At 54.6% G+C, this 13350-nt stretch carries 12 protein-coding genes; 10 read left to right on the plus strand and 2 right to left on the minus strand.

Annotated elements, in window-relative coordinates; all coding sequences use genetic code 11:
• Nucleotides 1-227 precede the first annotated feature (227 nt).
• A complete protein-coding gene (locus tag GSF01_RS10755; RefSeq protein ID WP_159883764.1) occupies nt 228-1430 on the minus strand; it encodes an MFS transporter in 1203 nt (400 codons plus the stop codon).
• Between the two features lie 279 nt (nt 1431-1709).
• On the opposite strand from GSF01_RS10755, the gene GSF01_RS10760 reads away from it, so the two are divergent.
• From GSF01_RS10760 to holA, 4 genes are all read left to right on the plus strand, one after another.
• Nucleotides 1710-2627: an EamA family transporter gene (locus GSF01_RS10760; RefSeq protein WP_159883766.1), complete on the plus strand. Its 918-nt coding sequence runs from the start codon at nt 1710-1712 to the stop codon at nt 2625-2627.
• 239 nt (nt 2628-2866) lie between these two features.
• Nucleotides 2867-3427 (plus strand): RNA polymerase sigma factor, encoded by a 561-nt coding sequence (locus GSF01_RS10765; protein WP_159883768.1) that lies wholly within the window; start codon nt 2867-2869, stop codon nt 3425-3427.
• Between the two features lie 81 nt (nt 3428-3508).
• Nucleotides 3509-4834 carry a zf-HC2 domain-containing protein gene (locus tag GSF01_RS10770; protein ID WP_159883770.1) on the plus strand — a complete coding sequence of 442 codons (1326 nt, stop codon included), beginning with the start codon at nt 3509-3511 and terminating at the stop codon, nt 4832-4834.
• Nucleotides 4835-4989: 155 nt separating this feature from the next.
• Nucleotides 4990-6009, plus strand: a complete 1020-nt coding sequence (holA, locus tag GSF01_RS10775; RefSeq protein WP_159883772.1) for a DNA polymerase III subunit delta — start codon at nt 4990-4992, stop codon at nt 6007-6009.
• Nucleotides 6010-6114: 105 nt separating this feature from the next.
• Here the strand turns inward: holA and rpsT are convergent, their stop codons facing one another.
• Entirely contained in the window at nt 6115-6387 is a 273-nt protein-coding gene (gene rpsT / locus GSF01_RS10780; protein ID WP_159883774.1) for a 30S ribosomal protein S20, read from the minus strand.
• 194 nt (nt 6388-6581) lie between these two features.
• On the opposite strand from rpsT, the gene gpr reads away from it, so the two are divergent.
• From gpr to GSF01_RS10810, 6 genes are all read left to right on the plus strand, one after another.
• Nucleotides 6582-7580 (plus strand): GPR endopeptidase, encoded by a 999-nt coding sequence (gene gpr / locus GSF01_RS10785; protein ID WP_159883776.1) that lies wholly within the window; start codon nt 6582-6584, stop codon nt 7578-7580.
• 186 nt (nt 7581-7766) lie between these two features.
• On the plus strand, nt 7767-9029 hold the full coding sequence (gene spoIIP, locus GSF01_RS10790) for a stage II sporulation protein P (protein WP_159883778.1): 1263 nt from the start codon (nt 7767-7769) through the stop codon (nt 9027-9029).
• Between the two features lie 86 nt (nt 9030-9115).
• On the plus strand, nt 9116-9523 hold the full coding sequence (locus GSF01_RS10795) for a hypothetical protein (RefSeq protein WP_159883780.1): 408 nt from the start codon (nt 9116-9118) through the stop codon (nt 9521-9523).
• Between the two features lie 87 nt (nt 9524-9610).
• Nucleotides 9611-11422: a translation elongation factor 4 gene (lepA, locus tag GSF01_RS10800; RefSeq protein ID WP_159883782.1), complete on the plus strand. Its 1812-nt coding sequence runs from the start codon at nt 9611-9613 to the stop codon at nt 11420-11422.
• A gap of 162 nt (nt 11423-11584) precedes the next feature.
• Nucleotides 11585-12757, plus strand: a complete 1173-nt coding sequence (gene hemW / locus GSF01_RS10805; protein WP_159883784.1) for a radical SAM family heme chaperone HemW — start codon at nt 11585-11587, stop codon at nt 12755-12757.
• 107 nt (nt 12758-12864) lie between these two features.
• The gene (locus GSF01_RS10810; RefSeq protein ID WP_201305365.1) at nt 12865-13326 is read left to right on the plus strand and encodes an N-acetyltransferase; all 462 of its coding nucleotides are present in this window, start codon (nt 12865-12867) and stop codon (nt 13324-13326) included.
• The last annotated feature ends 24 nt before the right edge of the window (nt 13327-13350 follow it).

Below are 13350 nucleotides of genomic sequence, written 5' to 3' on the forward strand. Positions count from 1 at the left end.
GAGTTGCTTGATGAGCACCTTCCATGGAGTCCAGCAGTTAGGCAACATTGTACATAACGCAAAGCCTATGGATTCTCATGAACCATGGGCTTTTCTTTTTCAATACACCTGGTTATTAGACGCTTACACTCTATATAGAAGAAACCCGCTTTGCCGGGTGTTCGGCAAACCGAAAGGTTCACGGAACGCCCCGCAAGCGGGTCTTTGACGGTTGGAAATGAACTGGCTCAGGCGCCTGCCGTATGAACCTCGTTAGCAGGAGCAGGCAGTTCAGCTTCTCGGGCTTTTTTCGAGAAGAAAGGAATCGCCAGGGCGCAGGCAATGGAGATCAGCAGGAGCATAATGAACGGAAGCCCGTGCAGATTTTCGATCCCCAATATCCAGACAAGGATCACGACCCGCGACCCGATCAAGAGCCACTCCCGCCAAATCAATAAACGGGCCTGCTCGATAGCCGAGTGCTTGCTGATCAACCGGAAGTGCTCCGTGTTCCATACGGTTCCGAAATAAAACATACCTATGGTCATCAGGATGTTCGAGATAACGAGAAATACCGACACCTGCAGAAGCGGAAACAGGAACCCCGTGCTCATCGCCACAACGCCGATCACAAGCCAGCGACGTTCAGGCACGCGCAGTTTCCGATAGAGCAGCATGGCGCCCATGGTGGACAACGTATAGAGAACGTTCAGCAGGGCGATGACGAGCTTGTCGCCGGAAACGGAGAAGGTGAAGATCAGCGTAAATAAATTGTGAAACTGCAAGACGACGCCCGCTGCCAAACAAGAGGGGACCATCCACCGCAACGCGCTGTACGAGAACACCTGCCGGAAGCTGATGCTCTGAAAGACAGTCCCCGACTGATCCGACAGCGTGATTTTTGGAATGAAGAAGGATACGACCATCAGAATGGTGACAAAGACGAGCATGAGCATAAAGGAGCCGTTATATCCGATCCATTGAATCACCAAGGCGGATATGACCGGATTGATGATCGAGATGACCTGTCCGACGATACTGGCCGTGGCGAAGTACTGCTCGAAATCCTTCCCCTTGCCGATCAGGCTCAAGGTGATGTTTTGAGTAGAGGCGTAGGTTCCCCACATAATCCCGACCGGGGTAGCCAGTATGGCCATCCAGAGCAGCCGGTTATCCAGCGTCAGAGTCGTCAACAGAAGAAAGGTCAGGCCGCCGCAAACGGCCGTAATCTGGATCAGCAGTCTCGTCGTGAAATGGGTAAGCAGCCGGGAGCTCGTAGCGAAGGAAAAGCCCCAGGCCAGGAACATAATCAGGTTGAACCAGGCGACATCGAAGATCCGATGGCTTTGTTCCCAAATATATAGATTTACGAAAATTCCGATATAGTTGAAAATGATCGTGGAGGACGCGTTCATCAACAGCATTCTGCGTACGGTTCCGGTAAGCTGCAAGCTCATTCCACTCCCTTGAGTCTAGTTGTTTTGATTGGTTATTCTTGGAATCATGACTTGCGGCTGACTTGCCCCTGTACGGCAGTCTGCGGTATGAACGACGGCTCTATTATATATGATTTTGGATGGCTTGGTAAGATGGCGAATTCCATATCTTTCTTCCGGGGAAACTATTCATGTTGTGTTAGGTTTATATTTCTGTTATATTTCACTGTTGGCAGGGGTCTTTCATGAGACCGACATGCGGGTGGGTGAGGGATTCTAGTAAAGAGGTTGAACATGGAAAAAAACAACCGATGGAGGGCTATCGTTTATGTGCTGATCGGTGCGGCATCTTACGGTGTGCTATCCAGTGTGGTGAAGCTGGCCTACGGGGAAGGATTTACAGCGGGAGAAGTGACGGGAAGTCAGGTCTTGACGGGCTGCTTGGCCATGTGGCTGCTCAGCATTCCGCAGTGGCGTCGCTTCCGGCAACTGTCGGGTGCTACCGTTGCCAAAATGATCGGTAGCGGAACGTTTACAGGGATGACGGGTATATTCTACTACCAGTCGCTCCAGAAGCTGGATGCCTCGTTTGCGGTATTGCTGCTGTTTCAATTCGTATGGATGGGCCTCGCGGCGGAATGGCTGTTCCTTCGCAGGCGTCCCGGGCGGATGCAGATTGCGGGAGCGGTCGTCGTGGGGGGCGGTACGCTGCTTGCCTCAGGGCTTTTGGGCGGGAGTCAACCGGCCTATGATGGACTGGGCATTATGCTCGGGCTGCTTGCTGCCGTTTCCTATACGTTATCTATGTATGTTAGCGGCCGAGTAGCCACTGAGGTGCCTGCGACACTCAGAAGCGCCTGTATTCTGACGGGAGCTACTATTTTGACGCTGATGGTATATCCGCCTCATTTTATATGGAATGGATCGCTGCTGGCCGGATTATGGCTCTGGGCGCTTGTCCTGGGCTTGTTCGGGATGATTCTGCCTCCGTATCTGTTCGCGAAGGGGGCGCCGAAGCTGAACACCGGCCTGACCACTATTCTTGGCTCCGTTGAGCTGCCGGTCGTTATGCTCTGCTCGGTTTGGCTGCTCCGGGAACATGCAGATGGCTGGCAATGGCTCGGGGTTGCGATTATTCTGATGGGGATAGGCGTATCCGAATGGAAAGGCCGCTTCCCGTTCCGAAGGAAAAACAAAGCATCTGCGACTTAGCCTCGTCTTGCGGCCGCTCTCCGAACGGAGGCGGCCTTTTCCATTTACTTGCTTTTATCGAGTCGCGGATAAAGGTCTGGCGGCGCTGTCATCCGCCGCACTTTCGCAACAAACCGAAACAAATCCGGCTTTGCCGCGTATAACAGAGCAGCGTATCATCGAAAATTCGATAAGCAAAATCTAGTGCAACATTTTTAAAGACGGGTACGTTTATAAGGTTGCAAGAGAGGGGGATCACCTTGGTAGCGCCAGATTTGATCAAGGCTGCCCAGATGGGCGATCGCGACGCTCTAATTACCCTATTGCGAGAAATAGAGAATCATGTTTATCGCACGGCTTATTACATTCTGGGCAACGAGCAGGACGCGCTTGACGCGGCCCAGGAAGCTTTAATCCGAATTTATACCAAAATCAACTCCTACGAAGAAAAAGCTCAGTTCAAGACGTGGGTACAGCGCATCGTTACCAATCTTTGTATCGACAAATTCCGTCGCACGAAGCCAACGGTCTCGATCGAGCAGCATGATATGAGCTTTACCGATCACAAAACGGTGGAAGACGAGGTTATGTCTACGTATATCGCTCAAGACATTCGGGAGGCGATCGACAAGCTCCCCGAGCACCATCGCTCCGTGGTCGTACTCAGGTATTTGCAGGATTTCTCGTATAATGAGATTGCGGAATCACTGGATCTCCCCATCAATACGGTCAAGTCGTATTTATTCCGGGCGAGACAGCAGCTGCAGGGCATATTGAAGGATTACAACAAGCAACAACGCAGCGATGCGGTGCGGGGATAAGCTAAGCAGCAGTAGAGTCGGTATACGAATCGTTAGGAAAGGTAGTGTACGGGGATGATGTGTCAAGAGGTGATCGAACTGATGCAGAGATACCTTGATCGGGATCTCGAAGAAACCGAATACCGCCGGATGCTGGGGCATCTGCAGCAGTGTCCGGATTGCTCTGAACTGTTCGAACGTCTTGTTCATGTATCGACTGAGCTGGAGAGCTTGCCAAAGGTTATGCCTCCTTATAGCCTGGTCGATGCGATATTGCCTGAAATTGAGCGGATGGAGGCAGGTATCGGGGGAAAAGAAGCCGGATGGCTCTTCCCCGCCCAGGAGGAAGCCGCGGGACAAAGCGCTGAGCAGCCGGACGATTTGACATCTCGGACGCGCTCTAGACAAAAGCTTGGCTGGCGCGGCCAGGTGCGCGAATGGATATCGTTCCCTGTGCTGGGCGGCGTAGTCGCCGCCGGATTGATCTTCGGCTTTTTCGCCTTTCAGCAGGATCTCGCAGTCAAAAATAAGATGGCGGAGGAGGTAGCTTCGAAGTCCGATCGGTTGTTGAGTACGCCTCAGTTAACCAACAAGGCGTCAACCGGCAGCAGCGATTCTTTGTCTGCCGCCGGCAGCAACAGGGCCGATGCTACCACGGCTCCGCCCGCGGTGGAAGGAGGCGGGGGGCAGCAGCCGTTTGACGCGAGTCAGCCGGCGAAGCCTGAGGAGAAGCAGGCCCAGCCTGAAGCCGGACAGACCCCGGCTACTGAAGGGCAGCCGTCTGGCGGGACGGCCCCCAAGCCGGCGCCAGGAGCAGGCGCCGTACAACCCCCTGCAAGAGCGGAGACGCCTAAGTCGGGTGAAGAGGATCGCAAGCCGGCGGCCAGTTCGGCTTTGCCGGTCCCGCAGGAGCCTGTCTCAGGTCTTCCCTCCCCGGGCGAGCAGAAGATAGATGACCAGCAGGGTGCCGTTAGCAAGGGCTTGCCTCCGTCCGGTAGCGTTAACGGGGATCAGCCTCCTGTGGCCGGGACGCCGGCTGACGGCCGTGCAGATGAAATCAACCGGCCGATGGGTCTGGCCGTCCCAGACGAACGGGAGTCTGCTCAAGATCCGAACAACCACGGATCCGCGGATCGGATGATCGGGCCGAGTTATACGATTTCCGGAATTCCGTCTGCACCGAAGCATGATCTTCCGTCCAAGGATGGCAACTATCAGGCGGTGGTCAAGGACAATCAGGTGTTCGTCCATGACAAGAGCGGCAAGGAAGTCTACGCATCCAAATTCGACCAGTGGAACGGCGCGGACCGTATCGAATTGGTCGAATGGAATGGACCTAAACTCAAATACGCAGTTAAAATGAACGAGCAGACAAGAACGTTCGAGATCGATCTGGAGACGCTAACCGAGATCGAGATCAAAAACTGACTCGTTTTGATAATGGTTGCTTCGAGTACCGGGGCAGCAGGTTCAAGGAGGGATTACGTCGAATCCGTGAAACGGTTTTGACGTAATCCCTTCGTTGTTGTTATGATAAATGAACGGTATACCCATAAGAATGATTCTAGCGGAGTTGGATGAGAATGGACTACAAGCAGGCGCTAAAGCAGATTGCGAAGGGACAGGTTGCTCCCGTATACATAGCTTACGGTTCTGAAAGCTATCTGATTCAGGAGCTTGTGCATCGCTTGACCGATAAGCTGATCCCTGAGGATCAGCGGGCATTCGCTGTCGGCAGGTATGACCTGGCGGAGACGTCGATCGATGCCGTGCTGGAAGAGGCGGAAACGCTGCCTTTCCTGGCCGAACGGAAGCTGGTCGTCGCCTCGGGCGCCGCGTTCCTGACGGGAGCCAAAGATACGGGCAAGGTGGAGCATAATCTGGATCGTCTGGCCGCTTATTTAAAATCCCCGGCCGACTTTACGGTATTGGTGTTGACCGTGGATGCCGAGAAGCTGGATGAACGCAAGAAAATCGTCAAAGCTCTGAAGGAAGCGGATGCCCTTATTCCCTGCGGAATGCTAGGCGAGGCGGAGCTGATCCAGTGGGTTCAGCAGCAGGCAGGGAAGGCGGGGTTTTCTTTTGCCCCCGGCGCAGTGGAGCAATTAATCCAGTTCACAGGCACCAGTCTGCAGGCGCTTGTGAAAGAGATCGAGAAATGCTATCTCTACATTGGAGCGGGCGGGACGATAACCGGAGCTGATCTCGATCAGCTGGTGACGAAGACCGTGGAGCAGGACATTTTTCAAATGGTCGAGCACATCGTGCAAATGCGGATGGAGCAGGCGTTCACCATGCTGGCCGAGCTGCTGCGCCGTAAGGAAGAGCCGATCAAGATCGTGATTCTGATCGCCCGGCAGTTTCGCATTATGCTGCAGGTGAAGGATCTGATGCAGCAGGGCTATTCCCAGCAGCAGGTCGCCTCTCAGATCGGCCTCCATCCCTACGCCGTCAAGATCGCCGCCGGCCATGCGGGCCGGTTCGAAGCGAAGCAGCTGATGCTTATTCTCCAGCAGCTAGGTGAGCTGGACTATCAGATGAAGAGCGGCAAGATCGATAAGGTGCTAGGGCTCGAGATGTTTCTGTTGAAGCTGGCTGCCTGACAGGGCAGCCCCAGCCCTGGGCGTCTTGAGCAGACGAAAAAAGACCATGCAGCCTCCCGAAGGGGCGCATGGTCTTTGCTTTTGTCGCATGCTTGTATGTGTCGCTTAGCCTTGAGCGGCAAGCGCGTTAAGCTTTTTAGCGAGGCGGGATTTCTTGCGGGCAGCGGTATTTTTATGCACGAGACCTTTGGTCGCTGCTTGGTCCAGCTTTCTGCTGGCAGTGATCAAAGCTTCCTTAGCGGTTTCTACGTTGCTGCCTGCTGCGGCCGTTTCAAAAGCTTTCACAGCAGTACGAAGCGCGGATTTGTGAGATGCGTTACGCTGACGGCGCTTCTCGCTCACTTTCACACGTTTAATCGCGGATTTAATGTTTGGCATGTGACGTTCACCTCCTACTACAACTTGCGAACAATCATGTGGCATGATTTGTTGACAACTCTAGATATTCTAACATGGGCATTTCCAAATTGCAATAGAGTGAAGTAAAACGTATGCAAGCGCTCCATGCATAAGGAATAAGGATTTATCGCACTCTAAGTGGCGATAGCCGACTAAGAAGGGGGAGCCGCTCGATGAGTTTGGATTTAAGCGCCTATTCGGTGCGAACGGACCTGGCTTTGGAAGCGCATGATCTGGCAGCGTCCTCCGGGACCTCCATTCCCGGGGTGCAGATGTCCAAGCGGGAGGATCAGGGCATCCGTATCAGTCTTATCGATATTACGTCGCAAGAAGGATCGCAGGCGATAGGGAAGCTGCCGGGCCATTATATAACGATTGACGTGCCGGAGCTGCGCAAGCAAGATACCGATCTGCAGAACCGGGTAGCTACCCTTTTTGCCCAAGAGTTCGAGAAATTCCTCGTTAAGCTGAACATTCCGGCTAACGCAAGCGTGCTGATCATCGGACTGGGCAACTGGAATGTCACGCCGGATGCACTCGGGCCCCTGGTAGTGGAGAATGTGATGGTGACCCGGCATTACTTCGAGCTGATGCCTGGCGAAGTAAGCCCGGGATACAGGCCGGTCAGCTCGGTTGCGCCCGGCGTTCTGGGTACGACGGGGATCGAAACCGGCGATATCGTTCAGGGGATCGTGGAACGCTCCAAACCCGATCTGGTCATCGCGATCGATGCCTTGGCCTCTCTTTCGCTGGAGCGGGTGAACACGACGATCCAGATCGCAGATACCGGCATTCATCCGGGCTCGGGGATCGGCAACAAGCGGAAAGGGCTGACGCTGGAATCGCTGGGCGTGCCGGTTATCGCGATCGGCGTGCCGACGGTCGTCTATGCTTCTACTATTGTCAACAATGCGTTTGACATGATGCATGCGCATTTTGCGAGGCAGACGTCCAATACGGGCCAGATTCTGGGGTTGATGGATACGATGCAGGAGCGGGAACGGTTGGAGCTTGTGAAAGAGGTCCTGAACCCGCTAGGCCACGATCTGCTGGTCACGCCCAAGGAGATCGATCAATTTATCGAGGATATCGCCAATATTATCGCCAGCGGGCTGAATGCAGCTCTGCATCAGGCGGTGGATGTGGACAATGTGTCCGCCTATACGCACTGACGGCGTCACAGAACAAGCCTGCTCTTTCGCTCAAGGCGAAAGAGCAGGCTTCTTCTGTGACGAAAACAAGTTCTATCTCTTTGCGAGGACTCATAGAGTAGTTACTAGAGAATCGGGGGAGCACCGTTTCCCCGTACGATGCCAGCAGCGATCGATGCCGGTCCGAAGCAAAGGAGGAATAGAACGATGAAATGGCCTGCCGTTACCGTCAATGCGAGCAAGTTCCGTAGAACGGGACAAGCGCTCGGAATCTACTCCAAAACGTTCTCTTTGTTAATGATAGGGTGTCTCGTCATTTTTATAGCCCTAGGTCTGCTTGGCTATGTGCACTCGCGCGTATCCGGCAGTTCGCCGAACGCTTCGATGAAGGGACTCGCCGCCAGCGTATCGAGCCGATTTTTCATGGATATGATGGGGCTGGAGGTACCCGGACTTAAGGAGGACGGCAAAACCTTTACCTTCTCGCAATCGAATGTCTCCCAGTTCCTGTTCTCGCTCGTGACGGATTTGAATCCCAAGGATCCGAAGACCCTGATCGCTCGCGAAGTTCCGGGGATGTCTCAGATCCGCTCGGTTCCCTTGAATGGGGCGATAGGGGGCATCGATGCGCCGGAGGACTATAGTCCCCGCTCCGATGTATTTGACCGCGATAATCTGGGGGAGGCCGGAGCGATTACCGCCATTCCGGGGACGAGCACGGATGCCCCTCCTGTGGATCTTGCCGCTCCGGGATCCGTTGAGACGTCGGCAAAGCCACCTATTACGGCTGGGAAAAACGTAGCCTTCATCTATCAATCCCATAATCAGGAATCGTATCTGCCGGAGCTGCCAGGAGAGAAGGACCCGGATAAAGCGTACGACCCGAAGAAAAACGTCACCCAGGTCGGATTAAGACTCGCCCAGCGTCTGGAGAAGGAAGGAATCGGAGCCGTTCATTCCGACAAAAATTACCCGGCCATCGAGAAAGGCTTTAACTATTATTATTCCTATAAATATTCCTTGAAAACGCTGCAGGAGGCCTCTGCCGGCCATCCCGATCTGAAATATTACTTCGACATCCATCGCGATTCTCAGCGCCGCGACAAGACGACGGCTACGATCAATGGAAAAACGTATGCTCAGGTGTATTTTATCATCGGAGGCAAGAACCCGAATTACAAGGAAAACTACGAATTCGCCGAGCGCATCGACAAGGTGCTGCAAGCCAAGTATCCGGGCTTATCCAAAGGGATCCATGCCAAATCGGGTGAAGGCAATGGGGTATATAACCAGACGTTCTCCTCGACCAGTGCCCTTATCGAGGTGGGCGGGGTGGACAATTCGCTGGAGGAATGCTATCGAACGGCGGATGCGCTCGCCGTTGCTATAGCCGAAGTGATTACCAACGCCGAGAAGGTGGATGCCCAGCCTGCGCCTGGCAGTGTGGAAGGCGGGAAAGTGGAGGGTTAAGCAAGAAGAGTCAAGACTTGGAGCGTTAAGCGAATACGGTGAACAAGCTCGTTGAACAAGTACGGTGAAGAGGGGGCGTGCCTCGGATGGCTGGTGGAAAAGGTTGGCTCAAGCTTGGTTCGGTAGCGCTGGGTATGGCGTTCTGCCTGTTCTTCGGCGTCTCGCTGGCGACGCAGGGAACCGAGCGGATTCATGGCCCGCTTACTGCGGGGGGAACTGGAGCGCCTGCAGGTCCCGCTCGGGCTTACAGTGCCGAGCCGGCCGGGGCGAAGAAGGTGTCCGGAACGGAAGCAAAGACGGCTGGTGTGAAGTCAAGCGCGAAGGAGAAGGAGGCGCCGGGCGCAACGGGCAAGCCGGTCCCCAGACGACCGGAGGAGCCAGCCGCGGAGACAGGGATTAACCGGGTCGGGAACAAAGCCGGGGAGCTGCTGCAGATCCTCTCCTATCACGCGATCAGGGGCGTTGTCTCGCTTTTTGAAACGCTTCTGAAATAACGGTGTCGATGCTCATTGCTGGCGGACTTCACAACTGCTATAATAAGTTATTGTACAAAAAGCGAGTTTAGTGAGGTTTTGCTGCCAATGGATATTCAAGCCCGTCAGAAGAAAATTAGAAATTTTTGCATCATCGCTCATATCGACCATGGAAAATCGACGCTCGCAGACCGTATTCTTGAATTTACGGGCGCTCTGACAACCCGCGAGATGCAGCAGCAGGTGCTGGACACGATGGACCTGGAGCGCGAGCGCGGCATTACGATCAAGCTGCAGGCCGTTCGGCTCAATTACCGCGCCGACGACGGCGAGGACTATATATTGAACCTGATCGATACTCCCGGACACGTCGACTTCACTTATGAGGTGTCGCGAAGCCTGGCTGCCTGTGAGGGCGCTCTGCTCGTCGTGGACGCGGCACAAGGTATCGAGGCCCAGACACTGGCCAACGTTTATCTGGCGCTGGACAACAACCTGGAGATATTGCCGGTGATCAACAAGATCGATCTGCCGAGCGCCGACCCGGATCGGGTGAAGCAGGAGATCGAGGATGTGATCGGCCTGGATGCCAGCGAAGCGGTACATGCCTCCGCCAAAGCGGGTATCGGCATCAAGGAGATACTGGAGCAGGTCGTGCAGAAGGTTCCGGCTCCGGAAGGCGATTCGACGAAGCCGTTGAAGGCTTTGATTTTTGACTCTCACTATGATCCGTACAAGGGAGTTATCGTCTACGTGCGAGTGATCGACGGCTCGATCCGTGCCGGTTCCCATATTAAGTTTATGGCGACGGATAAGGTGTTCGAGGTGATCGAGGTCGGCGCGTTCAAGCCGCGGATGGGAGCTGTAGATTCGCTGGAGATCGGAGATGTCGGCTTTATCGTCGCGGGGGTCAAGCACGTCGGGGACACCCAGGTCGGGGATACGGTTACCGATGCTAAGAATCCGACGCCCGCTCCTTTGCCTGGCTACCGTAAGATCAACCCGATGGTATTCTGCGGTCTTTATCCGATCGAGACCAGCGACTACAACGATCTGCGCGAGGCGCTTGAGAAGCTGCAGCTGAACGACGCATCGCTCAGCTTCGAGCCGGAGACGTCAACCGCGCTTGGCTTTGGCTTCCGCTGCGGCTTCCTCGGACTTCTGCATATGGATGTCATCCAGGAACGGATCGAGCGCGAGTTTAACATTCCGCTTATCACGACCGCCCCGAGCGTGGTGTTCCGAGTGACGCAGACGAGCGGCGAAGTGATGAGCATCGAGAACCCTTCGCTATTCCCGGAGCCGGGCAAGATCGAGTTCGTGGAAGAGCCTTTCGTCAAGGCGTCGGTCATCGTGCCCAATGACTATGTCGGGACTATTATGGAGCTGTGTCAGGGCAAGCGCGGCGAATTCATCAATATGGAGTATCTCGATACGACACGGGTTACGCTGACCTATGATATTCCGCTGTCGGAGATCGTCTACGATTTCTTCGACCAGCTCAAGTCGAGCACGAAGGGCTACGCCTCGTTCGATTACGAGCTGTCGGGCTACAAGCGGACGAATCTGGTCAAAATGGACATCTTGCTTAACAACGAGCAGGTCGACGCGCTCTCTTTCATCGTACACCGCGACCGCGCCTACAACCGCGGACGGATTATTTGCGAGAAGCTGCGCGAGCTGATCCCGCGTCAGATGTTCGAGGTGCCGATCCAGGCCGCGATCGGACAGAAGGTCATCGCCCGCGAGACGGTCAAGGCGATGCGCAAAAACGTACTTGCCAAGTGCTACGGCGGGGATATCAGCCGGAAGCGGAAGCTGCTTGAGAAGCAGAAGGAAGGTAAGAAACGGATGAAACAGATCGGCAGCGTGGAGGTTCCGCAGGAAGCGTTCATGGCTGTGCTGAAGATCGACGAATAACGGAAGCTTGCCGGGCTCTGTCCGGGAAGCTTGCGCGAAGGAATGAAGCAATGCGCCGAGCAGGGGTTTGCATGATGCGAATCCCTGCTTTTGGCTATGAAACGGCTGTACGAGGCGCCAGGCGCGCAGCCGCGAGAGCAAAAAAGGAGGCTTACCCGAAAGATGAAGCAGCGAACGCAAACGCCGGCCGCAGTCTATTTGCACATCCCGTTCTGTACGAACAAGTGCCATTACTGCGACTTCAACTCGTATATATTGAAGGGCCAGCCTGTGATGGATTATTTGGACGCGCTGGAGCGGGAGATGGAGCGCACGGCTTCGGAGGTGCCTCCCGGGGAGATTGAGACCATCTTCGTCGGAGGCGGCACGCCGACCGTACTGACCCCCGAGCAGATGGAGAGCTTCCTTCGTCGGGTACGGGCCTACTTTGGCAACTGGACGGCGAATATCGAGTTTACGATGGAGGCCAATCCGGGAACGACGGATCTGGAGAAGCTGCAGGCGATGAAGGAAGGCGGCGTGAATCGGATCAGCTTCGGCGTCCAGTCCTTCGACAATGTCTTGCTGGAGCGGATCGGCCGCATTCACAATACGGATGACGTCTACCGGAGCTTGGAAAATGCTAGACAAGCCGGGTTTACCAATATGTCGATCGATCTGATGTTCGGACTGCCCGGACAGACGATCGAGATCATGGAGGCGACGCTGAAGGAAGCGTTGGCCTTGGATTTGCGGCATTATTCCATCTACAGCCTGAAGGTCGAGGAGAATACGCTGTTCCATGCCCTCTATGAGCGGGGAGACCTTCCGCTTCCGGAAGAAGAAGAGGAAGTGGGCATGTTTCTTCATATTATGAAGCGTCTGAACGAGGCCGGGTATGGGCAGTACGAGATCAGTAATTTCGCGAAGCCGGGGTATGAAAGCCGGCATAACTCGATGTACTGGCGCAATCAGCCTTATTATGGTCTGGGCGCAGGCGCCCATGGCTACGTTCACGGAAGGCGCCATGTCAATATAAAGGGCGTTCAGCCTTATATAGAAGGAACCCGAAAAGGACAGCCTCTGCTCGACGTCCAGGAGGTGAGCCTGACGGAAGCCATGGAGGATTTTATGATGGTCGGACTGCGGCTGCTCCGTGGGGTACGCCGAGCCGACTTTGCCGGGCAATTCGATCGGCCGCTGGAGACGGTATTCGGCACGGCTATCCGAAGCTTGGTGCATAAGGGACTGCTGGAGGAGACGGCTGAAGGGTACAGGTTAAGCGCACAAGGGCTGCTGCTTGGCAACGATGTGTTCGGACATTTTCTGGGTGCGGCTGAAGCCGTCGAAGCCTAAAAATATTATTTTTCTTTGCACGAAAAAAGGATTGCCCATTTATACGTTGTGGTGTATATTTATTCATATCATTTTTTTACTTGCGAATGGTGGGATCTCCAGTGACAATGACTCTGACCTGTCGGAAAGCAACCGAACAGGACATCGACACGTTATACGACATAATTCAAGGCTATGCGGAGAAAGGGATCATGCTTCCGCGAACGAGGGAGATGCTGACCGCACAGCTCGAAACGTTCGTCGTTGCCGAGGTCGGCGGGCAGCTTGTCGGCTGCGGATCCAACACCCAGCTCGGTCCTGACTTGGTGGAAATTCGCTCGCTCGGCGTCACCGAAGGCTACAAGGGGCTGGGCATCGGCAAGTCCATCGTCAATCTGCTCATCGAAGAAGCGCGCAAGCTCGGAATTCCCAAAATCATGGCGTTGACCTATGAGGTTGCTTTCTTCGAAAAGATAGGCTTTACCGTTGTGCAGAAGGAGATATTCCCGGAGAAAGTATGGCGGGACTGCATCCACTGTAAAAAACAGCATTGCTGCGATGAAATCGCCGTGCTCAAAAGGCTCGATTGACTTGACACAGACCCTTGAGGTCTG

The organism is Paenibacillus puerhi (assembly GCF_009846885.1).
Taxonomy (GTDB): Bacteria; Bacillota; Bacilli; order Paenibacillales; family NBRC-103111; genus Paenibacillus_G; species Paenibacillus_G puerhi.

Excerpts from the sequence above, each read along its gene's own strand:
- GSF01_RS10760 (WP_159883766.1), top strand. The coding sequence starts at position 1,710 with ATGGAAAAAAACAACCGATGGAGGGCTATCGTTTATGTGCTGATCGGT.
- GSF01_RS10770 (WP_159883770.1), top strand. The coding sequence starts at position 3,509 with ATGCAGAGATACCTTGATCGGGATCTCGAAGAAACCGAATACCGCCGG.
- holA (WP_159883772.1), top strand. The coding sequence starts at position 4,990 with ATGGACTACAAGCAGGCGCTAAAGCAGATTGCGAAGGGACAGGTTGCT.
- rpsT (WP_159883774.1), bottom strand. The coding sequence starts at position 6,387 with ATGCCAAACATTAAATCCGCGATTAAACGTGTGAAAGTGAGCGAGAAG.
- gpr (WP_159883776.1), top strand. The coding sequence starts at position 6,582 with ATGAGTTTGGATTTAAGCGCCTATTCGGTGCGAACGGACCTGGCTTTG.
- spoIIP (WP_159883778.1), top strand. The coding sequence starts at position 7,767 with ATGAAATGGCCTGCCGTTACCGTCAATGCGAGCAAGTTCCGTAGAACG.
- GSF01_RS10795 (WP_159883780.1), top strand. The coding sequence starts at position 9,116 with ATGGCTGGTGGAAAAGGTTGGCTCAAGCTTGGTTCGGTAGCGCTGGGT.
- lepA (WP_159883782.1), top strand. The coding sequence starts at position 9,611 with ATGGATATTCAAGCCCGTCAGAAGAAAATTAGAAATTTTTGCATCATC.
- hemW (WP_159883784.1), top strand. The coding sequence starts at position 11,585 with ATGAAGCAGCGAACGCAAACGCCGGCCGCAGTCTATTTGCACATCCCG.
- GSF01_RS10810 (WP_201305365.1), top strand. The coding sequence starts at position 12,865 with ATGACTCTGACCTGTCGGAAAGCAACCGAACAGGACATCGACACGTTA.